Below are 25978 nucleotides of genomic sequence, written 5' to 3'. Positions count from 1 at the left end.
AGAGCCCGTCCGGCGTTTGAGGACCCAGGGCGAGCTGGAGTACACCCACGGGCAGGGCAAGACCCACCCGAACAGCCCGCCCGGGCAACGGGCACGGGGGAAGCACGGGCAGAGCACAGGGCGCCGGCCCACCGCGGGCTATGGGCCCGGCCCGCCGCCCGTCAGGGGCGCCGCGCCGAAGTGACCCGGTACACGTCGTACACACCCTCCACGCCCCGTACCGCCTTGAGCACATGGCCGAGGTGCTTGGGGTCGCCCATCTCGAAGGTGAAGCGGGATGTCGCCACCCGGTCGCGGGAGGTCTGGACCGCCGCCGACAGGATGTTGACGTGCTGGTCGGACAGGACCCGGGTGACATCGGACAGCAGCCGGGACCGGTCCAGTGCCTCGACCTGGATGGCGACCAGGAAGACCGACGACTGGGTGGGCGCCCACTCCACGTCGAGCATCCGCTCCGGCTGCTGCGACAGCGAGTCCACGTTGACGCAGTCGGCGCGGTGGACCGACACTCCGCTGCCCCGCGTGACGAACCCGATGATGGGATCGCCGGGCACGGGCGTACAGCAGCGGGCGAGCTTGACCCACACGTCCTCGACGCCCTTGACGACCACACCGGGGTCCGCGTTCGACCGCCGCTTGCGGCCGCGTACGGGCGGCGCGGACTCGGCGATGTCCTCGTTGGCGGCCTCCTCGCCGCCGAGCGCCTGCACCAGCTTCTGCACGACACCCTGCGCGGCCACATGGCCCTCGCCGATCGCCGCGTACAGGGACGAGATGTCGGGGTAGCGCATCTCGTGCGCGAGGGTGACCAGGGAGTCGCCGGTGAGGATGCGCTGGATGGGCAGGTTCTGCTTGCGCATGGCGCGCGCGATGGAGTCCTTGCCCTGCTCGATCGCCTCGTCGCGCCGTTCCTTGGAGAACCACGCGCGGATCTTGTTGCGCGCCCTCGGTGACTTGACGAAGCCCAGCCAGTCGCGGGAGGGGCCCGCGCCCTCGGCCTTGGAGGTGAAGACCTCCACCAGATCGCCGTTGTCGAGGGTCGATTCCAGGGGAACGAGCCGCCCGTTGACCCGCGCCCCTATCGTGCGGTGCCCAACCTCCGTATGGACGGCGTACGCGAAGTCCACCGGGGTCGCGCCCGCCGGAAGCGCTATGACGTCGCCCTTGGGCGTGAAGACGAAGACCTCGTTGCGGGAGAGGTCGAAACGCAGCGACTCCAGGAACTCCGAGGGGTCCTCGGTCTCCTTCTGCCAGTCCAGCAGCTGGCGCAGCCACGCCATGTCGTTGACGTGGTCGTCCTTGCCGGACTTCCTGGGCACGTCCGTGCGCACCTTGGAGGCTCCGGCGACGGCCTCCTGCTTGTACTTCCAGTGCGCGGCGATGCCGTACTCGGCCCGGCGGTGCATGTCGAACGTACGGATCTGGAGTTCGACCGGCTTTCCGTTGGGGCCGATGACCGTCGTGTGCAGCGACTGGTACATGTTGAACTTCGGCATGGCGATGTAGTCCTTGAACCGGCCGGGGACCGGGTTCCATCGCGCGTGGACGGTGCCGAGCGCCGCGTAGCAGTCACGGACGGTGTCGACGAGGACACGGATGCCGACCAGATCGTAGATCTCCGCGAAGTCACGGCCGCGGACGATCATCTTCTGGTAGACGCTGTAGTAGTGCTTGGGCCGTCCGGTGACGGTGGCCTTGATCCGGGCCGCGCGCAGATCGGACTGGACCTCGTCGGTCACTATGGCGAGGTACTCGTCGCGCTTGGGGGCGCGCTCGGCGACCAGCCGCACGATCTCGTCGTACATCTTGGGGTAGAGGATCGCGAAGGCGAGATCCTCCAGCTCCCACTTGATGGTGTTCATGCCCAGGCGGTGGGCGAGCGGCGCGTAGATCTCCAGGGTCTCGCGGGCCTTCTTCTCCTGCTTCTCCCGCTTGAGATAGCGCATGGTGCGCATGTTGTGCAGGCGGTCGGCGAGCTTGATGACCAGGACACGCGGGTCCTTGGCCATGGCGACGACCATCTTGCGCACGGTCTCGGCCTGCGCGGCCTCGCCGAACTTGACCTTGTCGAGCTTGGTGACGCCGTCGACGAGCAGCGCGACCTGGTCGCCGAAGTCACGGCGCAGGGTGTCGAGGCCGTACTCGGTGTCCTCGACGGTGTCGTGGAGCAGCCCGGCCATCAGGGTGGCCGGGTCCATGCCCAGCTCGGCGAGGATGGTGGTGACGGCGAGCGGATGGGTGATGTACGGGTCGCCGCTCTTGCGCTTCTGGCCCCGGTGCCAGCGCTCGGCGACCTGGTACGCCTTCTCGATCTGGCGGAGCGTGGCCGTCTCGATCTTGGTGTCGTTGCTGCGGACGATCCGCAGCAGCGGCTCCAGGACGGGGTTGTACGGGGAGGAGCGCTGCACTCCGAGACGGGCGAGGCGGGCGCGGACCCGGTTCGACGACCCGCCGGAGCGGGGAGCGGCGGCCGGGGCGGGACGGGGCGCGGGTGAGGGCGTCGGACGGGGCCGGACGGCGGGGGTGGCGGGCGGGGTGGGGGCGGAGGGCTTCAGGCCCGGTGCCGCGCCGTTCGCCCGCTCGGGCGCCGCCGGCCCGGACTTCCCGGCCGGCTTGTTCCCGGCCTGCTTGTTCTCGGGCACGACTGCGGCCGCCGCGGCCTTGTCGGCCTGCTCGGCGGGCTGCGCGGTGGCGGGTCGGGCCTCGTCTGGCAAGAGAGCTCCTCGTGCGGTTCCGGGATCCCCCCGGGGCAGGTCCGGAGAGGCCATCGTATCGACCTCGCAGTCCTGGTGCCCCCGAGGCGGAAACAGACCCCTGGGGTCCCGGAATTCCCGGGACCCCAGGGGTCCGGTGTCTCGGCCCGCCGAAACGGCCCTCACAGAGCGAGCAGCGCCTCCAGCGGAGCACCGCGCAGGGCGGGCTCCAGACGCTCACGGCCGCCGAGGAAGCCCAGCTCCATCAGCACGGAGATGCCCGCGACATCCGCTCCGCCGCGGCGGATCAGCTCGACCGCCGCGCCCGCCGTGCCGCCGGTGGCGAGAACGTCGTCGATGACCATGACCCGGTCGCCCGGCCGCAGGTCCTCGGCGTGCACCTCGATCTCGGCGGCGCCGTACTCCAGGTCGTACGCCTGGGAGAGGGTCGCCCCGGGGAGCTTGCCCGCCTTCCGCACCGGGATGAAGCCCAGCCCGGCGCGCACCGCGACGGGCGCGGCCAGGATGAAGCCGCGTGCCTCCAGGCCGACGACCTTGGTGGCCCCGTGGCGCACACACAGCTCGGTGAGCGCGTCGGTCAGGACGGTGAAGGCCCTCGGGTCGGCGAGCAGGGGGGTGATGTCCTTGAACACCACTCCGCGCTGCGGATAGTCGGGAACGTCACGGATGCGGCTGAGCAGCAGCTCCTCGGCGCCGGTCGTCGTCATCGGCGCCTGCCCGAGGATCGGCCGCGGCCACGGCCGCGCTGTCCCACGACGCCGCCTCCGGCGACCGCCGCCGCCGCGTCACCGGCCATCTCGTCGGCGGGCTCCGCGGAGTCGCCGTCGGATCCGGACCCGTCCTGGTGCTCGCCCCGGGCGCGCTTGGCGAGTACCCGCTTGCGCAGGGCCTTCATCTGCGGGTCGCGCTCCTTGAAGTCCGCGACGAGCGGTGTCGCGATGAAGATCGAGGAGTACGCACCGGCCGCGAGGCCGACGAACAGCGACAGCGAGATGTCGTTCAGCATGCCGGCGCCGAGGAAGCCGCCGCCGATGAAGAGCAGGCCGGCGACCGGGAGCAGTGCCACCACGGTGGTGTTGATGGACCGCACCAGGGTGCCGTTGAGACTGCGGTTGGCGATCTCGCTGTAGGTGTAGCGGGTCTGTTTGGTGATGTCCTTCGCGCCCTCCTTGAGTCCGTCGAAGACGACGACGGTGTCGTAGAGGGAGTAACCGAGGATGGTGAGCAGACCGATCACGGTTCCCGGTGTGACCTCGAAGCCCACCAGCGCGTACACACCGACGGTGATCGTGAGGTCGTGGATCAGCGCGATCAGGGCCGCCAGCGCCATGCGCCATTCGAAGGCGATGGCCAGATAGATCACCACGAGGATCATGAAGACGGCGAGGCCGGTCCATGCCTTGTTGGCGATCTGCTCGCCCCAGCTGGGGCCGACCAGCTCGGCGTCGATCCGGTTGGCGGCCATGTCCATGTCCTTGGCCAGCTCGCCCTGGACCTTGGTGGCCGCCGCGGTGTCCAGGTCGCTGACCTGGATACGGAGGGTGCCGTTGCCCAGCTTCTGGACGATGGCGTCGTGCCCGGAGGCTTCCTCCGCGTACTCCTTGGCATCGACGACGGAGACGCTCGTCTTGGGCGTGGTGAAGACCGCCCCGCCCTTGAACTCGATGCCCATGTTCAGACCCCGCACCGCCAGGCCGACGATGGCCGTGATGGTGATCAGGATCGAGACTGCGTACCAGAACTTCCGCTTGGCGACGAAGTCGTAGCCGATCTCGCCGCGGTAGAGCCTGGCGCCGATGCTGCCGAGACGCGACATGCTCACGCCTCCTTCGGTTCGGTGGGGGCGGAGGTGCGGCGTGAACGGCGCAGCGGGGGCTGGACCCCGAGCCGCTCGGGGGAGAGTCCGGACCAGGGGGAACCGCCCGCGAAGAACTTCGTGCGGGCGAGCAGGGTCATCACCGGCTTGGTGAAGAAGAACACCACGACCACATCGAGCAGGGTGGTCAGGCCGAGGGTGAAGGCGAAGCCCTGGACCTTGCCGACGGTGACGATGAAGAGCACCGCGGCGGCGAGGAACGACACGAAGTCGGAGACCAGGATGGTGCGCCGGGCCCGCGGCCAGGCGCGCTCCACGGCCGGGCGCAGGGTGCGGCCCTCGCGGATCTCGTCCCGGATGCGTTCGAAGTACACGATGAACGAGTCCGCCGTGATACCGATGGCGACGATGGCGCCGCAGACCGCGGGCAGGTTGAGCGCGAAGCCGATGGCCGGGCCGAGCAGGGCCATCAGGGTGTACGTCAGTATCGCCGAGGCGAGGAGGCTGAGGATCGCGATGAAGGCCAGGCCGCGGTAGTAGACCACCAGATAGATGATGACCAGCGCGAGGCCGATGGCACCGGCGATCAGACCGGCCCGCAGCTGCTCACCGCCGAGGGCGGCGCTGACGGTGGTGACGCTCTGCTCCTCGAAGCTCAGCGGCAGCGCGCCGTAGGAGAGGATGTTGCCGAGGTCCTGCGCGGACTGCTGGTCGAAGCTGCCGGAGATCTCGGCGCTGGAGCTGAGCGTCTGCTTGACCTCGGGGGCCGAGACGACCTCGCCGTCGAGGACGATCGCGAACTGGTTCTGCGGGGACTGCTGCGACGACAGCTTGCCGGTGATCTTCTCGAACTTCTTCGAGCCGGACTTGGTGAAGTCCATGGTGACGATCCACATGCCGCGCTGCTGGTCGAGCTGGCCCTTGGCGTCGTCGACGTCCTTGCCGTCCACCTCGGCCGGGCCGAGCACGTACTTCTCCCAGACGCCGGCACCGTTCTTGCCACAGGCGACGGTGGTGTCGGCGGGCTTGGCGTTGTTGCCGGCGGTGGCGCGGGACTTCGCGTCCGTGCAGTCGAGGGCGGCGAACTGCTTCTCCAGCGCGGCCGTGGCGGCGGACTCGCTCGGGTTGGGCTTCGGGGTCTCGGCCGGCTTCGGCGTGGCGCTGGAGGTACCGGTGGGGGGCGGGGTGGGGGCCTTCAGGCCCTCGGTGACGGCCCGGCCCCGGGGGCTGGAGCTGCTGCTGGGGGATCCGCTCGGCGACCCGGAGGGGGAGGTCGCCTTGTCCTTCTCACCCTGCTTTGGCTCGCCCTCCTTGTCGGAGGCCGAGGAGCTCGGAGAGGGCTGCGCACTGGAGGGACCGCCCGCCGCTACGGCGAGCACCGGTCTGAAGTACAACTGGGCTGTGGTACCGACCTGTTTGCGCGCCTGCTCGGAGTCCGTCCCCTTGGGGATGTTCACGATGATGTTCTCGCGGCCCTGGGTCTGGACCTCGGCCTCCGAGACTCCGAGACCGTTGACACGGCGCTCGATGATCCCGACCGCCGTGTTCATATTGGTCTCGTTGACCGCGTTTTCCTGGCCGGGTTCGGCCTTGGCCTTGAGCGTGATCGTCGTACCGCCCGCGAGGTCGATGCCCAGCCGGGGGGTGGTGTGCCCGGACAAGAACATCCCGCCGGTCAAAGCGACCATGGCGATCAGGATGAGAACCAGGGTGCGCCCCGGCTTCCCCTGTGACCCCGCGGGCCTGCGGCCCTTTTTAGGTGCTGCCACCTTCTCGTTTCTCCCTGTCCAACCGCCCCGCGCCGGGTGTGCGCCGGGGCGGCCGCTAAGTGTTGTGGGGACCCGCCCCCGGAGAAGTCAACACGACCGGGGGACCACCGGGCACCGGTCGGTGCCCCCGCGGTCCCCGTCATGGCTACTTCTCGCCGTCGGACTTGCCGTCCTTGGACTCCGCGGCCTCACCGGCCCCGGCGTCGCCGGAAGCGGCGGCCTCGTCCGACCCGGCCGGCTCGGCCTTCTTGCCCAGGTCGATCTTGCTGTCGTCGGAGGACTCCGTCAGCGAGGAGGCGTCGTCCGGCACGACCGGGGTCTCGTCGGAGGTGTCGCCGTGGACGATGCGGTTGTACTCCTCGTCGTCGAGGACCGCGCCGATGGCGTTCTTCGCGTAGACGGCGTGGACGCCGGGGGCGACCTCCAGGAGCACGGTGTCGTCGTCCATCTCCTTGACGGTCGCGTACATACCCCCGATCGTCCGCACTCCGGTGCCTGGCTGCATGGAGTCGCGCATCTGTGCCGCCTGCTGCTGCTTCTTCTTGGCGGACCGGGTCATCAGGAACATGGCCCCGATGAGCACAATGAAGGGGAGGAAGGTCAGGAGACTCACGGGAAGAAATTCCTTCACACGACCGCGTCGACTGAGGCGGCCTATCTACGGGGGTGGGCACGCCGACCTGATAAGGGCGGCATCGGCGGAGTCTAAGCGAGTCCGCATCGTTGGAACAACGCCCGACGCCCCCCCGTAGTTCCTGGCCTGCGCCGTAGCGGCGCCGTCACGCCCCGAACAGACCCTGTTGTCCGCTTGCGCCCGGGGCCTGCTGGGGCGGTACGAGCCCGAGGTGGGCCCAGGCGGCGGGGGTGGCGATCCGGCCACGGGGGGTGCGCGCGAGCAGTCCCTCCCGTACGAGGAAGGGCTCGGCGACCTCCTCGACGGTCTCACGCTCCTCCCCCACGGCCACCGCGAGGGTCGACAGGCCCACCGGGCCGCCGCCGAACAGCTTCAGCAGGGCCTGGAGCACCGCGCGGTCGAGCCGGTCGAGGCCGCGGGAGTCGACCTCGTAGACGGCGAGGGCCGCCGCCGCCACGTCCAGGGTGATCAGGCCGTCCGCCTTGACCTGGGCGTAGTCCCGGACGCGGCGCAGCAGCCGGTTGGCGATACGGGGGGTGCCCCGGGAGCGCCCGGCGATCTCGGCCGCGCCGTCGGCCTCGATCTCCACGTCCAGCAGCTGGGCGGAGCGGTGGAGGACGCGCTCCAGCTCGGCGGGGTCGTAGAACTCCATGTGGGCGGTGAAGCCGAAGCGGTCGCGCAGCGGGGGCGGCAGCAGCCCGGCCCGGGTCGTGGCACCCACCAGGGTGAACGGGGGAAGCTCCAACGGGATGGCGGTGGCGCCCGGCCCCTTGCCGACGATCACGTCGACCCGGAAGTCCTCCATCGCCATGTACAGCATCTCCTCGGCGGGCCGGGACATGCGGTGGATCTCGTCCAGGAAGAGGACCTCCCCCTCCTGGAGCGAGGAGAGGATCGCCGCGAGATCACCCGCGTGCTGGATGGCTGGGCCCGAGGTGATGCGGATCGGGGCCTGCATCTCCGCGGCGATGATCAGGGAGAGGGTGGTCTTGCCGAGTCCGGGCGCGCCGGAGAGCAGGACGTGGTCGGCGGTCGCGCCACGGGCGAGTGCGGCCTTCAGGACGAGGTCGAGCTGCTCGCGGACCCGCTCCTGGCCAACGAACTCGTCCAGCGACTTGGGCCGCAGCGCCGCCTCGACGGCCTGGTCCTCCCCGTCGGCGGACGCGCCGACGAGCCGCCCGTCGACGGCGGGGTCCTGATCGTCGGGGCCGGCGGTGCTGTCGTACCGGTTCACTGCGCGAGTGCCTCATGTGATCGGGCGGCGGGGCCGCGGGCTCGGTGGTACGGGTCGGGTGGCGGGGCGCCGGTCGCGTCCGCCGGGAACGGGAGTGCGGGAGTCCCCCGGGCCGGGGCTACCGGACGGGTCGGGGGCCTGGCCGCTGGGCGCGGCCCACCCGGTGATCCGCCCGGTGCGGGGCCGGCCGGGGCGCCACGCGGGTCGGCCGGGGCGGCTCGCCCGGGTTCCGCCGGTAGGGGACCGGCGCGCCGTCCCTCCCGGTGGAGGCCCCGGCCCCGGAAGGCCGGTCGCCCGGCGGCGGGGCTCCGCCCGGACGAACGTGGCTCCGGCCCCTCATCTCGTACGGTTCAGGGTCTGGAGCGCCGACTTCAGCAGCAGGCCCACCTGGGGATCACCGTCCGACGCCTCGGCCTGGGGCGTGACCGCGGCGACCGCTTCCTCGGCCTCGCGGGTGGCGTAGCCGAGTCCGATCAGGGCGCTGTGGAGCTGGTCGCGCCAGGGCACGGGCCCCCGGGCGGCGGTGCCGGTGCCCTGGCGGCCGACGCCGGTGCCGAGGGGGACGCCGAGGCGGTCCTTCAGCTCCAGCAGGAGTTTCTGCGCGCCCTTCTTGCCGATGCCGGGGACGGCGGTCAGCGCCTTCTCGTCGCCGGTCGCGACGGCGGACCGCAGGGCGTCGGGGGTGTGCACCGCGAGCATCGCCTGGGCCAGCCGGGGGCCCACCCCGCTCGCGGTCTGGAGCAGTTCGAAGACCTGGCGCTCGTCGTCGTCGGCGAAGCCGTACAGGGTGAGGGAGTCCTCCCGGACGACGAGGGAGGTCGCGAGCCTGGCCTCCTGGCCGAGGCGCAGTCCGGACAGGGTGTCCGGGGTGCACTGGACGGCCATGCCGATGCCGCCGACCTCGATCACCGCGGTCGTGGGCGCGAGGGCGGCGACCGGGCCGCTGACAAAGGCGATCATGCGGTACGGCCTTTCGATGTGTGCCGGGCGGTCGGGTCGGCGGTCCGGGCGGACGCGGCACGGACGGACGCGTCCTGCGGAGCGGAGTCGGCGGACCGGGACGGAGTATCGGGCAGCCCGGCGGACCGGAGCCCGGTGGGCGGGGCGGAGGCGCCGGGCCCGGCGGGCGCGTCCCGGCGCGAGGAGGTGTGCCGGGCGACGGCCTGCTGGAGCCGGTTCTGCGCGGGCGCGCGCCAGATGTGGCAGATCGCGAGCGCCAGCGCGTCCGCCGCGTCCGCGGGCTTCGGCGGCGCGTCGAGTCTCAGCAGCCGTGTCACCATCGCGCCGACCTGCGCCTTGTCGGCCCGGCCGCTGCCGGTCACCGCGGCCTTCACCTCACTCGGGGTGTGCAGGACGACGGGGATGCCACGGCGGGACGCGCAGAGCATGACGACCGCGCTGGCCTGCGCGGTGCCCATCACCGTACGCACATTGTGCTGGCTGAACACCCGCTCCACCGCGACCCGTTCGGGACGGTGTTCGTCGAGCCAGATCTCGATGTCCCGCTCGATGGTGACGAGGCGGAGGCCGAGCTCGGCGTCCGGCGGGGTGCGGACGACACCGACGCCCAGCATCGTCAGGGGGCGGCCCGCGACACCCTCGACCACGCCGACGCCACAGCGGGTCAGGCCCGGATCCACCGCGAGCACTCGCACGCCACCCCTCCTTCGTTCATCCGTTTGTGCAGGCTATCCGCTCGCACTGACAATGGCGGGCCATGCGGGGCCGACGGGCCCGGCAGACGGGCGCGGCACACGATGAAGAGGGGTGGCGGGCGGGGCGGGACCTCGGTCCCGTACGGTTCCTGAGCCCGCGTCAGGCGTCGACCTTCTCCATGATCTCGTCGGAGACGTCGAAGTTGGCGAAGACGTTCTGCACGTCGTCGCTGTCCTCCAGCGCGTCGATCAGCTTGAAGATCTTGCGCGCGCCCTCCTCGTCCAGCTCGACCTGCATGGTCGGGACGAAGTTGGCCTCGGCGGAGTCGTAGTCGATGCCCTCGGACTGGAGCGCGGTACGGACCGCGACCAGGTCGGTCGCCTCGCTGAGCACCTCGAAGGACTCACCGAGGTCGTTGACCTCCTCCGCGCCCGCGTCCAGGACCGCGCCGAGGACGTCGTCCTCGCTCAGCTCGCCCTTGGGGACGATGACGACACCCTTGCGGTTGAAGAGGTACGAGACCGAACCGGGGTCGGCCATCGAGCCGCCGTTGCGGGTCATGGCCACGCGTACGTCGGAGGCGGCGCGGTTGCGGTTGTCGGTCAGGCACTCGATGAGCACGGCGACGCCGTTGGGTCCGTAGCCCTCATACATGATCGTCTCGTAGTCGGCGCCGCCGGCCTCCAGGCCCGCGCCGCGCTTGACGGCGGAGTCGATGTTCTTGTTGGGCACCGACTGCTTCTTCGCCTTCTGGATGGCGTCGAAGAGGGTCGGGTTCCCGTCGACGTCGGCACCGCCCGTGCGGGCCGCGACCTCGATGTTCTTGATCAGCTTCGCGAAGAGCTTTCCGCGCTTGGCATCGATCACGGCCTTCTTGTGCTTCGTCGTAGCCCACTTAGAGTGGCCGGACATCTGCCTGTCTCCTTCGCGTAACCCATTGCTGCTGCGTTCGGCTGCGATCCTACCGGGATCAGGTCACCCGGCAGCGCGCACCATCTCCGCGAAGAGACCGTGAACGCGGTGGTCCCCGGTGAGTTCCGGATGGAAGGAAGTCGCCAGCGCGTTGCCCTGCCGTACGGCGACGACATGGCCGTCGTACTCCGCCAGGACCTCGACGGTGGCGCCCACGGACTCCACCCAGGGCGCCCGGATGAAGACACCGTCGACCGGCCCGCCGTCGACACCCGCCATCGCGACGGACGCCTCGAACGACTCGTTCTGCCGTCCGAAGGCGTTGCGGCGGACGATCATGTCGATGCCGCCGATGGTCTCCTGGCCGGACCTCGGGTCGAGGATCTTGTCGGCGAGCAGGATCAGTCCGGCGCAGGTGCCGTACACGGGCATTCCCGCACGTACGCGCTCACGAAGGGGCTCCAGCATGCCGAAGAGCGTCGCCAGCTTGGACATCGTGGTGGACTCGCCACCGGGGACGACCAGAGCGTCGACCCGGGCCAGCTCCTCGGGCCGTCTGACCGGCCCGGCCGCGGCGTCCGCCGCGGCCAGAGCGGCCAGATGCTCCCGTACGTCCCCCTGGAGGGCGAGAACGCCGATGAGAGGGCCGCTCACTACCAGCCCCGGTTGGCGTAGCGCTCGGACTCCGGCAGGGTGTCGCAGTTGATGCCGACCATGGCCTCGCCGAGGTTGCGGGAGGCATCCGCGATGATCTTGGGGTCGTCGTAGAAGGTGGTGGCCTTCACGATGGCGGCGGCGCGCTTGGCCGGGTCGCCCGACTTGAAGATGCCCGAGCCGACGAACACGCCCTCGGCGCCGAGCTGGCGCATCAGCGCCGCGTCGGCGGGGGTGGCCACACCGCCGGCGGAGAAGAGGACCACGGGCAGCCTGCCCAGCTGGGAGACCTCCTTGACCAGCTCGTAGGGGGCGCGCAGCTCCTTGGCGGCGGCGTACAGCTCGTTGTTGTCGTAGCCGCGCAGCCTGGCGATCTCGTTCTTGATCTGGCGCAGGTGGCGCACGGCCTCCACGACGTTGCCGGTGCCGGCCTCACCCTTGGAGCGGATCATGGCCGCGCCCTCGGCGATACGGCGCAGGGCCTCACCGAGGTTGGTGGCACCGCACACGAACGGGGTGGTGAAGGCCCACTTGTCGGAGTGGTTGACCTCGTCGGCCGGGGTCAGCACCTCGGACTCGTCGATGTAGTCGACTCCGAGCGACTGGAGCACCTGGGCCTCGACGAAGTGCCCGATCCGGGACTTGGCCATGACGGGGATGGAGACCGCGTCGATGATCTCCTCGATCATGTTCGGGTCGGACATCCTGGCCACGCCGCCGTCCTTGCGGATGTCGGCGGGGACCCGCTCCAGGGCCATGACGGCGACGGCGCCCGCGTCCTCGGCGATCTTCGCCTGTTCGGCGTCGACCACGTCCATGATGACGCCCCCCTTGAGCTGCTCGGCCATGCCGCGCTTGACGCGGGCGGTGCCGGTGGCGGGGGTGTCGGCGGACTGCGGGGTGGTGGAGAGCGTGCTGGACACGGAGGGACCTCACTCGGGGACGACGGTGTGATGCGTGATCGATGGAACAGCCCGCGATCAGTCCACTGCAAGGGCCAATGAGGAGGCGGTGGATCGTTTTGCCTGGTGGGGCGGGTGCGATTCAGGTCACAGGGCGGTCGGCGAGGGCGGTCGGGGGCTCGTCGTCCATCTCGAACGCGAGCGGGAACGGGGCGTGGCCGGCCAGCCGGAACCAGCGCACCTTGCGGTGCCTGCGGAGCGCTCTCGCGGCGCGTACGGCGTCGTTGTGGAACCGGCGGGCCATGGGCACGCGGCGGACCGCCTGTGCCAGTTCCAGCGTGGCGTCCTCGCCGCCGGGCACCTCGCGGACGGCCTCGACCTGGGCGGTCTCCTCGAAGACCGCGCGCAGGGCGGCGCTCAGCTCGCTCTCCGCGACCTCGCGCTGCTCCTCCTCCGCCTGGCGGGCGGCGTGGGCCGCCTCGTACAGGACGATCGACGCGGCGGGGTCGAGTACGCCCGAGGTGGCCAGTTCCTGGGTGACCGATGCGCGTCGCAGCAACTGCGCGTCGAGGGCGGCGCGGGCGGCGTCGATCCGGGTGTGCAGCCGGTCGAGCCGTCCCGCGGTCCAGCTGAGGTAGAGCCCGATGGCGAGCAGGCCGACGAGGATCCAGATGAGGGTTGCGGTCACGACGGCCTAGGTTACCGGTGGCCTCCCCGGTGCTTCGGCCCGCGCCGGGCCCCGTCGGGGCTCCGCCCCGAACCCCGCGCCTCACACGCCGGCGCGGGGCCGAGGGTGCCCGGGAGGGTCAGTGGTGGCGGGCCAGCCCGAAGCGCGTACGGAGGCCCGGGCGTTCGTCCGCGGCGACGGACGACGTGCCGTCGGTCACCGTTTCGTAGACGGCGAGGATGTCCGCCCCGACCGTGGTCCAGTCGAAGCGCCGCACATGCGCGCTCCCCCGCTCCCGCAGCTCACCGCGCCGCGCGGGATCGCCGAGGAGCCGGATCGCGGACGCGGCCAGGGCGTCGGCGTTCTCGTTGCTGAACAGTTCGCCCGCCTCCCCCTGGCCGAGGACCTGGGCGAACGCGTCGAGATCGCTCGCGAGCACCGGGGCGCCCGCGGACATCGCCTCGACGAGGATGATGCCGAAGCTCTCGCCGCCCGTGTTGGGCGCGATGTACAGGTCGACGCTGCGCAGCAGCCGCGCCTTGTCCTCGTCGGTGACCATGCCGAGGAACTCGACCCCGGAGCGCATGTCGGGGGGCAGTGTGGCGACGGCCTCCTCCTCGTCGCCGCGCCCGGCGACCAGCAGCCGGGTGCCGGGACGCTCCGCGAGGATCGCGGGGAGGGCCTTCATCAGGACCGGCAGCCCCTTGCGCGGCTCGTCGATGCGCCCGATGAAGCCGATGGTGGGGCCGTCGGGACCGCCCTGCCACTCCGCCTTGGGCTCGGCCTTCTCGAAGAAGCCGACATCGACACCGTTGGGGATGACCACCGCGTCGCCGCCGAGGTGCTCCACGAGCGTACGGCGGGCGTACTCGCTCACCGCGATGCGCGCGCTGATCTTCTCCAGCGCCGGCTGGAGGATCGGATACGCGGCGATCATCGCGCGGGAGCGCGGGTTGGAGGTGTGGAAGGTCGCCACGATCGGCCCCTGCGCGGCCCAGCAGCACAGCAGGCCCAGCGACGGCGAGGTGGGCTCGTGGATGTGGATCACGTCGAAGGTGCCGTCGTGGAGCCAGCGCCGCACCCGCGCCGCCGAGAGGAAGCCGAAGTTCAGCCGGGCGACAGAGCCGTTGTACGGCACGGGCACGGCCCGGCCCGCGGAGACGACGTACGGCGGCAGCGGGGTCTCGTCGTCCGCGGGGGCGAGCACGGAGACCTGGTGACCGAGGCGGATCAGATGCTCGGCGAGGTCCCGGATGTGGAACTGGACGCCCCCGGGCACGTCCCAGGAGTACGGGCAGACGATGCCGATCTTCATGTCCGGCCCTCCCGCGCCCCGGGTCCGACGCCGGGCGCGCGGGACTCCCCGCCGTCCGTCCGTGGTTCCAGATCGGCGAGCCACAGCCGCTGCAGCATGTGCCAGTCCTCCGGGTGCTCGGCGATTCCCGTGGCGTAGGCGTCCGCCAGGGCCTGTGTCATGGAGGACGTCTTCTCGGCCCGGGTACCTGTTCCGGGCACCTCGACCGGTGGATGCACCCTGCCGTGCATGACGGGCGCATCGCCGTACCAGAGGGTGACCGGCAGCAGCAGCGCGCCGGTCTGCTGGGCCAGCAGCGCGGGCCCGGCGGGCATCCTCGCCGTCTCGCCGAAGTACGTCACCTCGACGCCCGAGGCCGACAGGTCCCGGTCGGCGACCAGGCACACCAGCCCGCCCGCGCGCAGCCGCCGGGCGAGGGTGCCGAACGCGGAGCCGCCCGCGTGCGGGAGGACCTCCATGCCGAGGCTCTCGCGGTAGGCGACGAACCGGTCGTACAGGGACTCCGGCCGCAGCCGCTCGGCGACCGTCGTGAACGGGGTGTTCAGCGTCCGGGTCACCCACACACCCGCGAGGTCCCAGTTGGCCAGGTGCGGCAGCGCGAGTATCACGCCGCGGCCGGCGGCGAGGCCGTCGGTCAGACGGTGGATGTCGTGGATGACCACGTTCTCGCGGACCCGCCCGGCGGTCCAGGACGGAAGCCGGAAGGACTCCATCCAGTACCGCATGTAGGAGCGCATTCCGGCCTTCGAGAGCTCGGCGAGCCGCTCGGGCGACGCGTCGGGCACCACCCGCGCCAGATTGGACTCCAGCCGCAGCACTCCGGTGCCGCGCCGCTTCCACGCGATGTCCGCGACGGTGCGGCCCAGCCGGGCGGCCACCGGTTCCGGCAGCTTCTTCACCGCGGCCCAGCCCAGCCCGTACAGCGCGTCGGTCAGCCGGTCCCGGGGGCTCACGCCCGCCGGTGACGTTCCCTCGCCCGAGCCCGTCACGTCGCCTCGGCCCCGCTCTTGTGCCCGCCGTCCGCGGCGTCCGCCTCGGCGGCCTCCCGGCGTACGGTCACCACACGCTGCCCCAGCGTGACCGCGCTGCCGACCGCGACGATCCACAGCGCGATCGGCAGCAGGACGTCGATCCCGGGCACCCCGAACGCGTGCAGACCGGACAGTCCCGCCGCGACCAGGGAGATCACCAGCCGCTCGGCCCGCTCGACGAGTCCGTTCACGGCGACCGGGAGGCCGATCGCCTCACCCCGCGCCTTGGTGTACGAGACGACCTGGCCGCTCGCCAGGCAGAAGATCGCGACCGAGCACAGCACGTTGTCGTCGCCCCGGCCCGCGTACCAGAGCGCGAAGCCGCCGAAGATCGCGCCGTCGGCGACCCGGTCGAGCGTGGAGTCCAGGAAGGCGCCCCAGCGGCTCGAAATGCCCGCCTGGCGGGCCATGTTGCCGTCGACGAGATCGGAGAAGACGAACAGCGTGATGACGATCGTGCCCCAGAAGAACTCCCCTCGGGGGAAGAAGACCAGCGCTCCCGCCATCACTCCCGCCGTCCCGATGAGAGTGACCGCGTCGGGGCTCACTCCGCGGCGGAGCAGAAACGCGGCGAACGGTGTGAGGACACGCGTGAAGAATGCACGCGCGTACTTGTTCAGCATGGCCTTCCCGAGGTTCGGCGAGCCGTGTGACCCGTCGGCCACCGGCTGGCCCATCGTAGCCACGACCGGCGCACTCCACCGCCGGGCACCCGTGCGGGGGCGTCGCGCGCGACGTATGGACGCGCCACGGCGGGAGTGGAAAGCTCGAAAGACGACTGCGGGCATCGACGGAGCTGCCCCGGGACGCCCTCCCGCGGCTTCACGCCGGCTCCGTCCGGAGGCCGTACCCACGGTTCCCCGCGCCCGTGGCCCCATTCCTCACCGTGCTGTCGATGTCATCGATCGGGAGGCAGGAATCATGGGCGACAAGGCGAGCGCGCACACCGGAGCCGCCGGCAGGGCTACAACGGCCGACCGGCCCTCATCCGTACGGAATGTGGTGCTGGTCGGCCACAGCGGATCGGGAAAGACCACCTTGACCGAGGCCCTCGCCCTCACCGCGGGAGCGGTGAACCGGGCGGGCCGCGTCGAGGACGGCGGCACGATCTCGGACTACGACGAGATCGAGCACCGCCAGCAACGCTCCGTACAGCTGTCACTGGTCCCCCTCGAATGGGACGGGTACAAGATCAATCTCCTCGACACCCCCGGGTACGCCGACTTCGTCGGGGAGCTGAGGGCCGGTCTGCGTGCGGCGGACGCGGCCCTCTTCGTCGTCTCGGCGGCCCAGGAATCCGGCGCCGTCGCGGGCGCCACCCGCGCGGTCTGGGAGGAGTGCGCCGCGGTCGGCATGCCCCGGGCGATCGTGGTCACCCATCTGGAGACCGCGCGGACCGGCTACGAGGAGCTGACCGAGGTCTGCGGCTCCCTCTTCGGCGGCGACGACCCCGACGCCGTACTCCCGCTGTACCTCCCGCAGTACGGCACCCCCGGGCCCGACGGCCACGCCCCGGTGACCGGCCTGGCCGGACTGCTGTCGCAGAAGATCTACGACTACTCCTCCGGCGAGCGCAAGGAGGCCCCGCCCGACCCCGGGCAGGCGTCCCTCATCGGGGAAGCCCGCAACCGGCTCATCGAGGGGATCATCGCCGAGAGCGAGGACGAGACCCTCATGGACCGCTATCTCGCCGGTGACGACATCGACGTCGCCACGCTCGTCGACGACCTGGAGAAGGCCGTCGCCCGCGGCACCTTCCACCCCGTCCTCGCCGCCGCCCCGGCGGCGCCCGGGGCCCGGCAGGGCCTCGGCACGGTGGAGCTGCTGGAGCTGATCACCGGCGGCTTCCCCACACCGCTGGAGCCCGAGTGCCCGCAGGTCACCACCCCGCAGGGCGCGCCCCGCCCGAGGATCAGCTGCGACCCCGACGGCCCCCTGGTGGCGGAGGTCGTCAAGACCGCGTCCGACCCGTACGTGGGCCGTATCTCGCTCGTACGCGTCTTCTCCGGCACCCTGCGGCCCGACGAGACCGTGCATGTGTCCGGACACGGCCTGGCCGACCCGGGGCACGAGGATCAGGACCTCCACGAGGCCGACGAGCGGGTCGGCGCGCTCTCCGTCCCCTTCGGCAAGCAGCAGCGTCCGCTCGGCCGGGTCGTCGCAGGGGATCTGGCGTGTGTCGCCAAGCTGACCCGCGCCGAGACCGGGGACACCCTGTCGTCGAAGGACGACCCGCTGCTGATGGAGCCGTGGCCGATGCCCGACCCGCTGCTGCCGCTGGCCGTCCAGGCCCACAGCAAGGCCGACGAGGACAGGCTCTCCCAGGGGCTCTCCCGGCTGGTCGCCGAGGACCCGACCATGCGGCTGGAGCAGAACCGGGCCACCCACCAGGTCGTCCTGTGGTGCCTGGGCGAGGCCCACGCGGACGTCGCCCTGGAGCGGCTGCGCAGCCGGTACGGCGTCCAGGTCGACGTCGTACCGCACAAGGTGGCGCTGCGCGAGACCTTCGGCGACAGTTCGGCGGGGCGGGGGCGGCATGTGAAGCAGTCCGGCGGCCACGGCCAGTACGCGATCTGCGAGATCGAGGTCGAGCCGCTGCCCCCGGGCTCCGGCATCGAGTTCGTCGACAAGGTGGTCGGCGGGGCCGTGCCCCGTCAGTTCATCCCCTCCGTGGAGAAGGGCGTGCGCGCCCAGGCGGCACGCGGAGTCGTCGCCGGGTACCCCCTCGTCGATGTGCGCGTCACCCTCCGGGACGGCAAGGCGCACTCGGTGGACTCCTCGGACGCCGCCTTCCAGACCGCGGGCGCGCTCGCCCTGCGGGAGGCGGCCGGGGACACCCGTATCCATCTGCTGGAGCCCGTGGCCGAAGTGCAGGTACTGGTTTCGGACGAATACGTGGGCCCGGTGATGAGCGATCTGTCCGGGCGGCGCGGGCGGGTCGTCGGCACCGAGCAGGCCCCCGGGTCGCGCACGCTGGTGCGCGCCGAGGTCCCCGAGATCGAGATCGGGCGGTACGCGGTCGATCTGCGCTCCATCTCCCACGGGACGGGCCGGTTCAGCCGCTCGTACGCCCGTCATGAGCCCATGCCGCCCCAGGTCGCCGACCGGGTCAGGGACCTGAACGGGAACGGCCGGTAGGGCCCCGGCACTCCGCCCGCCACCATCGCGCGCCCCCGCACTCCCCGGAGGGCGGGGGCGCGCCGCCGTCCCCCAGGGGGCGCATTCCCACGCGCCCGTGACGAAGCGAGCACGGCCCGGATACGCTGAGGTGCCCAGCTCAGCAGGTGTGCGGGGCGCGGCAGTTGGGAACAGGCCGCACAGCGGATGCGACGCGCGGCGATGGGGGCGGCAGTGGCGGACGGATTTGACTTCACTCCCGGGGCGCAGATCCCGCTCCAGGGCTCGGCGGGACAGACCGCGGCGACGCATGCGCTCGCCTCGGCCGCGTACCGCGACAGCCCGGTCGCGGAGATCCTCAAGGCCAACAACGAATGGCACAAGTCCGAGGTGAAGAAGGGCAGGTTCTCGCTCTTCGAGCCCAATCTCGGCGAGGCGTTCTCCCGTGCCGTGCAGGTACGGATGCTCGGCGGCGCGCGGGCCGCGCTGATCCAGTCCTTCGGCACCGAGCCGCAGACGGTGGTCGAGCACTGCCTGGCGGCCTCCCGGATCCGCAAGGGGCGGGACGCGAAGCTGACCGCCGTGATGGCGCTGTTCGGGCTGGTCTTCCTGCCCGGACTGCTGCTGTGGATGGGGGTCTTCCAGCTCCGCCGCACCATCGCCGGGGCGCAGAACAAGCGGGCCGGGGCGCTCGGCACGGCCCTGCTGGCGGCCATCGGCCTGCTCGCGGTGATCTTCCTGGTCCGGCTGCCGTTCAGCGGCTTCTGGGCGTACTACATCCGCGGGATGATCGTCGCCCCGGTCGTCGGCTGGCTGCTCGCGAAGCGGATCTGCGAGTCCACCGCCCAGGACATGCGCGCCCGGTGGGACAGCCTCCTGTCGGGCGGCGGCATCGGCGCCAAGGTGCCCGAGGCGGTGCCGGGACACCCCAATGAGACGGCCCGTGAGGAGCTGCGCCAGGGCCTGGAGAAGCTCACCGCCGAGCAGCACTCCAACTCGGTGTTCTACGCCGGCCCCAAGGGGATACTCGGCATGGGCACCCGCTGGGGCAGCTGGCAGCTGGCGGAGGAGCTGGTTCCCAGGGAACCGGGCAAGGAGATCAACCAGTTCCGCAGCTGGGACGTCATACGCGCGATCCACGACAAGCTGAAGCTGCTGGAGCGTGGCCCGCTCAACTCCGGCGGTTTCCCCACCCCTTCGGTCAAGCACTGGATCGTCTCCCCCGTCGGCGAGGGCGCCGGGGCCGTCTCGCGGCCCGAGGGCCAGGACGTCGAGGCATTCCAGATCAAGGGCCACGAGATACAGCGGATCTGCAACCACCAGCAGTTCGGCGGCGGCAACCGCCACTATCTGGGCGTTCAGTTCACCTTGTGGGACGGTCAGCTGGTCATCACGATGATGATCACCGTGACCGTGCTCCACGAGACCCTCCGGATCGAGGTCACCGGACACGCGCTGGGCCCGGTCCACGGCCTGTTCACGACCAAGTCCACCCCGAAGACCAAGACGGTGAGCAAGACCGTCCGCTTCTGGGAGACCAAGGACGTGGCACTGCCGCTGGTGGAGGCCCCCGAGGTCGTACGCCTGGCGGTGCGCGCGCCCTTCACCTGGTACCCGCCGATCCTGGACTTCCTCGGCGGCAAGCTGGTGCTGCCGGAGCCCTTCGGGCTGCGGCACGCCTGGGCGGAGCAGCCCTGGCGGCACCGGTTCATGGCCGACGACGCGATGCGGGCGGCCACGCCCGTGCTGCGGGTGGCGCACGCGGCGGCGATGCGGGTGCTGGAGGAGAACGGCGTCGACACCGAGCGGTTCGGCAACCGGTCCATGGTCGTCAGCGGCATCGTCCAGGACCCGGCACCGCGGAAGGCGGATGTGTACGACGCCTGAGGCGCCCGTGAGGCCGGGTCCGGCACCGAGGGTCTGCCCGTGCGCCCGGTGCGGTGCAGCGCCGGGTGCCGGCGGGACCACGGGGCGCGGATGCGGGCCCGGCCGTCCCGCGAGGCCCGGCCCCTACGGCGCGCGAGCCGACCGGCGTCCCGTGCCCGCCGTCCGTGCCGCGGGCCGACGGGGGCTCCCGGCGGCGCGCGGGTCGGCCGCGCGGCGCCCGCCGCTGGTCAGCGCGGCCAGACGTCCGCGAGCATCGCGCGCGTGTCCGCGAGCAGCTGCGGCAGCACCTTCGTGTGCCCGACGACCGGCATGAAGTTGGTGTCCCCGCCCCACCGCGGCACGATGTGCTGGTGCAGATGGGCGGCGATCCCCGCCCCCGCGGCCATGCCCTGGTTCATCCCGATGTTGAACCCGTGGGCGCCGGACGCCTCGCGCAGGGCGGTCATCGCGCGCTTGGTGAACTCGGCCAGCTCCGCCGTCTCGGCGGCGTCCAGCTCGGTGTAGTCGGCGACATGACGGAACGGCACCACCATCAGATGCCCGCCGTTGTACGGATAGAGGTTCAGCACCGCGTACACGGCCGAGCCCCGTGCGATGACCAGCCCGTCCTCGTCCGACTTCGACGGAATCGAGCAGAAGGGACAGCCGTCCCCCGCCTCGGGACCGCTCGGCTTGTTCTCCCCCTGGATGTACGCCATCCGGTGCGGCGTCCACAAGCGCTGGAACGCGTCCGGCGACCCCACCCCGATCTGCTGTTCCGGCTCACTGGTCATGCTGTGCAGCATATGGCGTCGGCCCCGCGCAGCGTGTCGCCGGGGGCCGCCCGAAGCCGTCCCCGCGATGCTGTACCGATGAACGACGAGAGCAGGCTCTGGCAGTGGCGTCAGCGTACGGAAGTCCCGCTGTTCCTGGCCTCCGCGCTCTTTCTCGGCTGCTACGCCGTCCGCGTCCTCGACGAGGACCTTCCCCAGGGCTGGCGCAACGCCCTGCTGGCCGTCACCTACGCGACCTGGGCACTCTTCGTCGTCGACTACGCGGTGCGCTGGCGGCTCAGCGGTCAGGGTCTCGCCTTCGTCCGCAGACACCTCATGGACGCGATCGTCGTCGTCCTGCCGCTGCTGCGCCCGCTGCGCTTCGTGCATCTCTATGAGTCCGTGCAGCACCGCCGCGCCCAGCCCCGGCTCTCCCTGCACGCCCGGGTCATCGCCTACGCGGGCCTGTCGTCGGTGCTGCTCGGCTTCGCGGGCGCCCTCACCGTCTACGCGGCGGAGCGCGCGGCCCCCGGGGCGACGATCACGACCTTCGGGGACTCGGTCTGGTGGGCCTGCTCGACCCTGACGACCGTCGGATACGGGGATGTGACCCCGGTGACGCCGCTGGGGCGGGCGGTGGCCGCCTTCATGATGGCCGGGGGGCTGGCGCTGCTGGGAGCGGTGACGGGTTCGTTCTCGTCGTGGCTGATCCAGACGTTCACCCTGGAGCAGGACAGGCAGCCCCCGAGGGACTCCCCAGGGGCTGCCGGCGGTCGCTAGCGCCCGGTCCCGGGCGCCGGGTCTCAGACCTGGACGCGGTCCGTCACGACCTGCTCCAGCTTGGCGAGCGCCTGCTCGCGCGGGATGCCGTTCTCCTGCGAGCCGTCCCGGTAGCGGAAGGAGACCGTGCCCGCGTTCATGTCCTCGTCACCGACGATGATCATGAACGGGACCTTCAGCTTCTGATGGGTCCTGATCTTCTTCTGCATCCGGTCCGACGACCCGTCGACCTCCACCCGCAGACCCTTCTTCCTCGCGTCGTCGGCGAAGGCCCGGAGGTAGTCGACGTGCGCGTCTCCGACCGGGATGCCGACCGCCTGCACCGGGGCCAGCCACGGCGGCATCGCGCCCGCGTAGTGCTCCAGCAGCACCGCGAAGAAGCGCTCGATGGAGCCGAACAGGGCCCGGTGGATCATGACGGGCCGCCGGCGCGAGCCGTCCGGGGCCGTGTACTCCAGGTTGAAGCGCTCGGGCAGGTTGAAGTCGAGCTGGACGGTGGACATCTGCCAGGTCCGGCCGATGGCGTCCCGCGCCTGCACGGAGATCTTCGGGCCGTAGAAGGCCGCGCCGCCCGGGTCGGGGGTCAGCGGGAGGCCCTGCTTCTCGGCCACCTCCTGGAGCACCTGGGTGGCCTCCTCCCACGACTGGTCGTCGCCGACGTACTTCTCCGGGTCCTTGGTCGACAGCTCCAGGTAGAAGTCGGTCAGACCGTAGTCCCGCAGCAGGTTCAGCACGAAGGTGAGCGTGCGGTCCAGCTCCTCCGCCATCTGCTCACGGGTGCAGTAGATGTGCGCGTCGTCCTGGGTGAAGCCGCGGGCCCGGGTCAGTCCGTGGACGACGCCCGACTTCTCGTACCGGTACACGGTCCCGAACTCGAACAGCCGCAGCGGCAGCTCGCGGTAGGAGCGCCCGCGCGCGTCGAAGATCAGGTTGTGCATGGGGCAGTTCATGGGCTTGAGGTAGTAGTCCGTACCACCGTCGAGCTGCATGGGGGGGTACATGCCCTCCGCGTACCAGTCCAGGTGGCCGCTCTTCTCGAAGAGGGCGCCCTTGGTGGCGTGCGGGGTGTAGACGAACTCGTACCCCTCCTCCTCGTGGCGCTTGCGGGAGTAGTCCTCCATGACCCGGCGCACGATGCCGCCGCGCGGATGGAAGACGGCGAGGCCGGAGCCGATCTCGTCCGGGACGGAGAAGAGGTCGAGTTCGGTGCCGAGCCGGCGATGGTCGCGCTTCTCGGCCTCGGCCAGGAAGTCGAGGTGTGCCTTCAGCTCGTCCTTGGACGGCCAGGCGGTGCCGTAGATGCGCTGGAGCATCGGGTTCTTCTCGCTGCCGCGCCAGTACGCGGCGGCGTTCCGCATCAGCTTGAACGCCGGGATGTTCCGGGTGGTGGGCAGGTGCGGGCCCCGGCACAGGTCCTTCCAGCACAGCTCGCCGGTCTTCGCGTCCAGGTTGTCGTAGATCGTCAGCTCGCCCGCGCCGACCTCGACATCCGCGCCGTCGTCGCTGGAGGCGGAGCCCTTCAGCCCGATCAGCTCCAGCTTGTACGGCTCGTCCGCCAGCTCCGCGCGGGCGGACTCGTCGGTCACCACGCGGCGGGAGAAGCGCTGGCCGCGCTTCTGGATCTCCTGCATCCGCTTCTCGATGGCCTTGAGGTCCTCGGGCGTGAACGGCTTCTCGACGTCGAAGTCGTAGTAGAAGCCGTCCTTGACCGGCGGGCCGATGCCGAGCTTGGCCTCGGGGAAAAGGTCCTGCACGGCCTGCGCCATCACGTGCGCGGCGGAGTGCCGAAGGATGTTCAGACCGTCCGCGGAGGAGATCTCGACGGGTTCGACCTCCTCGCCGTCCGCGATCTCGTACGCGAGGTCCTTGAGCTCCCCGGCGACGCGCGCCGCGACGACGGTGCGCTCGCCCGCGAAGAGGTCCGCGGCCGTCGTGCCCGTCGTCACCACGCGCTCTTCCCGCTCGGAATCGCGTTGGATGATCACACGGACGTCTGACACCGGTCTCTCCTGACGGATGGGGATGCGCCAGCGGACACTGCGCGCGCCTGAATCGTACCGAGCCGAGCGGTCCGCCCGCGAAACGGTCCGCCTGGGCGCCCGCCCCCGTTCCGCCGCGGTGGCGGCCCGCTCCGGCCTCGCCGCCGCGACGGCGCCCTCAGTCGTCCGGGGAGCCGCAGACGTCCTCCAGGTGACCGAGACCCTCCTGGAGCGATTTCAGGAGCCGGTCGCGCTCGGCCTCGTCCACCGGCACGGGCACCAGGTCCGTCGCGTCGCTGAGCCGGCGGAAGCCGCCGCGGCTCTCCAGCCGTCCGGCGACCCGGACCGGCAGTCCCACCAGGTGGGCGTGGCCCGCGGTGCGGTACGCGTCCTCCTCCAGCGCCATCCGGACGTGCGGCACCTCCGCCCCCGCCAGCACCCTCAGCCGTACCGTTCCGGGGCCGCGCGGCCCGGCGCGGCGCATCCGCACGACCGTGCCCGTGATCAGCACGGGCACCGAGGGCTCGTCCCGGAGGTAGCGCGCGCTCGCCGCGCGCAGGGCGGGCAGATCGCCGGGGGTGAACTCCACCGGTTCGCCCCGGGCCGCGCAGCCTTCGGGCACGCCCGCGGCCGGTGACCACTCCAGGGCGACTCGCGCGCCCTCCGAGCCGCGTACGAGGGCGATGACGGCCTCGGTCAGCTCCCGGCTCACCCCCAGTTCCACGGCGGCGTCGAAGGCCGCCATGCCGCCCGTCGCCCGCTGGTAGTCGGTGGCCTCGCGGGCCGCCTGAAGTGCCTGGTGGATCCGGACCACGGCGGGCCGGCCGCTGTCCACGGGGACGAACGCGGTGAGGGCGCGGCCACCGGGCACGGGCGGGACGAGGACTCCTTCGAGGGCCGCCCGGGCGGACCGGCGATGGCGTGCTCCGTGGTACCGGGCCCGCCCGCGCGCCGCGAGGGCGCCCGCCAGGAGGAGCTGGCGGGCGGCGGTGCGCAGATGCTCCTGCTGGGCCCAGGAGGCCGCCCCCGCGGGCCCCGGCGGGACATCGCGCCACCAGCGGATCTCGTCGCTGGGGACGGTGAGCCCGACGAGCACCTCGCGGGCGGAGGGCGCGGCGCTGCGGGCGAGGGCGAGCAGGGCCTCGCCGAGGAGGTCCTCGCAGTCGGGGAAGGCCCTGCTCTCGGGGACGAGCAGGCTCGTGCCGCCCCCGGTGGCTCCGGGCGGGGTCCAGCGGGCGTAGCGGCCGGCCGTGCCGCCGCGCCGGCGCCAGCCGTGCCGGGCGAGGAGCGCGCCGAGGACGGCGGGGTCGATCCGGGCGGGGTCGGGGCCGGTGCCGTGGCAGCCGGCCGGGGCGGGGCCCGGCGGGCCGGTGTCGTCGTAGGCATCGCGGTCGCCGTACGCGTCGCGGTCGCCGTACGCGTCGTAGGGCCGGTGCATCAGGGTCTCCCTCCAGCCCCGACCCTCGCCATGATCTCGCAGAGGGCCCGGTCGTCGAAGATCCGTGAGGTGGGGATCCGCACGGTGGTCCTGTTCCGTCCGGTCACCGGGTGGCCCGCCAGATTGGTCCAGTAGCAGCAGTGCCGCAGATCGAGCCGGTCGTGCCCGGCGCGCAGCCAGTCGTCCCGGCTCCGGGGGACGAGCATCACGACGAGGATCTTGTGCACGGACACCGGTGTGCGGGCCAGCTTCACCAGATGGTCGTTGTCCAGCGTGAACGAGAACCGGGAGAAGCCCGGGCCCCCGGTGCGCGGCGGGATCTGGTAGGTGCACTTGAGCTGCACCTTGATGGTGACTTCGTCGTCGACGGCGTGGGCGGCCGAGCTGTGGCTGATGTGCCAGTCGATGCCGTTGTCGGGGAACGGCTGGGAGAGCGAGCAGCCGGCCGCGGCGGCCACCGCGTGGAGATAGCCCACCTGGAGCGTTTCCATGCAGGCGGTGGTGGCGAGCGCGCCCCGCGGTGGTGGGGGCGGTCTCGGGGACAGCAGCCCTCCCCCGGGGCTCTCGGCTTCGGGGGCGGGGTGCGGGAGCGCCATGGCTCTTCGGGCCTTCCGGGCGGTGCCGTCCGGTGCCGGTCCCGGTTCATGTGCCGGTCCCGGCGCGGGTGCCGTACCCGTGACCGAGTGCGCGGCGGGCCCGGGCCCGGGCGCGGGTGCGGCGC

22 protein-coding genes are annotated in these 25978 nt (G+C 71.6%); 3 read left to right on the top strand and 19 right to left on the bottom strand.

The features are described from left to right. Window positions 1-161 precede the first annotated feature (161 nt). The 15 genes from ACFYT4_RS20325 to pgsA form a co-directional block, all read right to left on the bottom strand. On the bottom strand, window positions 162-2714 hold the full coding sequence (locus ACFYT4_RS20325; protein WP_389270453.1) for a RelA/SpoT family protein: 2553 nt from the start codon (window positions 2712-2714) through the stop codon (window positions 162-164). Window positions 2715-2875: 161 nt separating this feature from the next. Next, entirely contained in the window at window positions 2876-3421 is a 546-nt protein-coding gene (locus tag ACFYT4_RS20320; RefSeq protein WP_389270450.1) for an adenine phosphoribosyltransferase, read from the bottom strand. Then, window positions 3418-4530 carry a protein translocase subunit SecF gene (gene secF / locus ACFYT4_RS20315; RefSeq protein ID WP_389270518.1) on the bottom strand — a complete coding sequence of 371 codons (1113 nt, stop codon included), beginning with the start codon at window positions 4528-4530 and terminating at the stop codon, window positions 3418-3420. Before secF ends, ACFYT4_RS20320 begins: the two co-directional genes overlap by 4 nt. 2 nt (window positions 4531-4532) lie before the next feature. Then, window positions 4533-6299 carry a protein translocase subunit SecD gene (secD, locus tag ACFYT4_RS20310; protein ID WP_389270447.1) on the bottom strand — a complete coding sequence of 589 codons (1767 nt, stop codon included), beginning with the start codon at window positions 6297-6299 and terminating at the stop codon, window positions 4533-4535. A 145-nt stretch (window positions 6300-6444) separates the two neighbouring features. Then, window positions 6445-6912, bottom strand: a complete 468-nt coding sequence (gene yajC / locus ACFYT4_RS20305) for a preprotein translocase subunit YajC (protein WP_389270443.1) — start codon at window positions 6910-6912, stop codon at window positions 6445-6447. Between the two features lie 166 nt (window positions 6913-7078). Then, a complete protein-coding gene (ruvB, locus tag ACFYT4_RS20300; protein WP_389270440.1) occupies window positions 7079-8167 on the bottom strand; it encodes a Holliday junction branch migration DNA helicase RuvB in 1089 nt (362 codons plus the stop codon). A gap of 336 nt (window positions 8168-8503) precedes the next feature. Then, window positions 8504-9127: a Holliday junction branch migration protein RuvA gene (gene ruvA, locus ACFYT4_RS20295; protein ID WP_389270437.1), complete on the bottom strand. Its 624-nt coding sequence runs from the start codon at window positions 9125-9127 to the stop codon at window positions 8504-8506. Beyond that, window positions 9124-9822 (bottom strand): crossover junction endodeoxyribonuclease RuvC, encoded by a 699-nt coding sequence (gene ruvC, locus ACFYT4_RS20290; protein WP_389270434.1) that lies wholly within the window; start codon window positions 9820-9822, stop codon window positions 9124-9126. Before ruvC ends, ruvA begins: the two co-directional genes overlap by 4 nt. 160 nt (window positions 9823-9982) lie before the next feature. Next, on the bottom strand, window positions 9983-10735 hold the full coding sequence (locus ACFYT4_RS20285; RefSeq protein ID WP_389270432.1) for a YebC/PmpR family DNA-binding transcriptional regulator: 753 nt from the start codon (window positions 10733-10735) through the stop codon (window positions 9983-9985). Between the two features lie 63 nt (window positions 10736-10798). Further along, a complete protein-coding gene (gene pdxT, locus ACFYT4_RS20280) occupies window positions 10799-11389 on the bottom strand; it encodes a pyridoxal 5'-phosphate synthase glutaminase subunit PdxT (protein WP_389270429.1) in 591 nt (196 codons plus the stop codon). After that, window positions 11389-12312, bottom strand: a complete 924-nt coding sequence (gene pdxS, locus ACFYT4_RS20275) for a pyridoxal 5'-phosphate synthase lyase subunit PdxS (RefSeq protein WP_389270426.1) — start codon at window positions 12310-12312, stop codon at window positions 11389-11391. Before pdxS ends, pdxT begins: the two co-directional genes overlap by 1 nt. Before the next feature lie 121 nt (window positions 12313-12433). Next, the gene (locus ACFYT4_RS20270; RefSeq protein WP_389270423.1) at window positions 12434-12979 is read right to left on the bottom strand and encodes a hypothetical protein; all 546 of its coding nucleotides are present in this window, start codon (window positions 12977-12979) and stop codon (window positions 12434-12436) included. A gap of 118 nt (window positions 12980-13097) precedes the next feature. Further along, the gene (locus tag ACFYT4_RS20265; RefSeq protein WP_389270420.1) at window positions 13098-14273 is read right to left on the bottom strand and encodes a glycosyltransferase family 4 protein; all 1176 of its coding nucleotides are present in this window, start codon (window positions 14271-14273) and stop codon (window positions 13098-13100) included. After that, window positions 14270-15226: a phosphatidylinositol mannoside acyltransferase gene (locus ACFYT4_RS20260; RefSeq protein WP_389270417.1), complete on the bottom strand. Its 957-nt coding sequence runs from the start codon at window positions 15224-15226 to the stop codon at window positions 14270-14272. The genes ACFYT4_RS20265 and ACFYT4_RS20260 overlap by 4 nt, the downstream gene beginning before the upstream one ends. 32 nt (window positions 15227-15258) lie before the next feature. After that, window positions 15259-15927, bottom strand: coding sequence for a phosphatidylinositol phosphate synthase (gene pgsA, locus ACFYT4_RS20255; protein WP_389270515.1), 669 nt, complete (start codon window positions 15925-15927; stop codon window positions 15259-15261). A gap of 298 nt (window positions 15928-16225) precedes the next feature. On the opposite strand from pgsA, the gene ACFYT4_RS20250 reads away from it, so the two are divergent. Continuing rightward, the gene (locus tag ACFYT4_RS20250) at window positions 16226-18442 is read left to right on the top strand and encodes an elongation factor G-like protein EF-G2 (RefSeq protein ID WP_389270414.1); all 2217 of its coding nucleotides are present in this window, start codon (window positions 16226-16228) and stop codon (window positions 18440-18442) included. A 201-nt stretch (window positions 18443-18643) separates the two neighbouring features. Further along, entirely contained in the window at window positions 18644-20308 is a 1665-nt protein-coding gene (locus tag ACFYT4_RS20245; protein WP_389270411.1) for a hypothetical protein, read from the top strand. 227 nt (window positions 20309-20535) lie between these two features. On the opposite strand, the gene ACFYT4_RS20240 is transcribed toward ACFYT4_RS20245, so the two are convergent. Further along, window positions 20536-21093, bottom strand: a complete 558-nt coding sequence (locus tag ACFYT4_RS20240) for an HIT family protein (RefSeq protein WP_389270408.1) — start codon at window positions 21091-21093, stop codon at window positions 20536-20538. Window positions 21094-21159: 66 nt separating this feature from the next. Between ACFYT4_RS20240 and ACFYT4_RS20235 the strand changes: the two genes are divergently transcribed. Further along, window positions 21160-21840, top strand: coding sequence for a potassium channel family protein (locus tag ACFYT4_RS20235; protein WP_389270405.1), 681 nt, complete (start codon window positions 21160-21162; stop codon window positions 21838-21840). Between the two features lie 23 nt (window positions 21841-21863). Here the strand turns inward: ACFYT4_RS20235 and thrS are convergent, their stop codons facing one another. The 3 genes from thrS to ACFYT4_RS20220 form a co-directional block, all read right to left on the bottom strand. Continuing rightward, the gene (thrS, locus tag ACFYT4_RS20230; protein ID WP_389270402.1) at window positions 21864-23840 is read right to left on the bottom strand and encodes a threonine--tRNA ligase; all 1977 of its coding nucleotides are present in this window, start codon (window positions 23838-23840) and stop codon (window positions 21864-21866) included. A 157-nt stretch (window positions 23841-23997) separates the two neighbouring features. After that, window positions 23998-25257, bottom strand: coding sequence for a hypothetical protein (locus tag ACFYT4_RS20225; RefSeq protein ID WP_389270399.1), 1260 nt, complete (start codon window positions 25255-25257; stop codon window positions 23998-24000). Continuing rightward, window positions 25257-25853 (bottom strand): DUF4365 domain-containing protein, encoded by a 597-nt coding sequence (locus tag ACFYT4_RS20220; protein WP_389270396.1) that lies wholly within the window; start codon window positions 25851-25853, stop codon window positions 25257-25259. The genes ACFYT4_RS20225 and ACFYT4_RS20220 overlap by 1 nt, the downstream gene beginning before the upstream one ends. Window positions 25854-25978 lie beyond the last annotated feature (125 nt).

Origin of the sequence: Streptomyces sp. NPDC004609, assembly GCF_042873655.1 — a bacterium.
Lineage (GTDB): Bacteria > Actinomycetota > Actinomycetes > Streptomycetales > Streptomycetaceae > Streptomyces.
The sequence above is the reverse complement of the archived record's forward strand: the minus strand, read 5'-3'. Positions and strand labels throughout refer to the sequence as shown.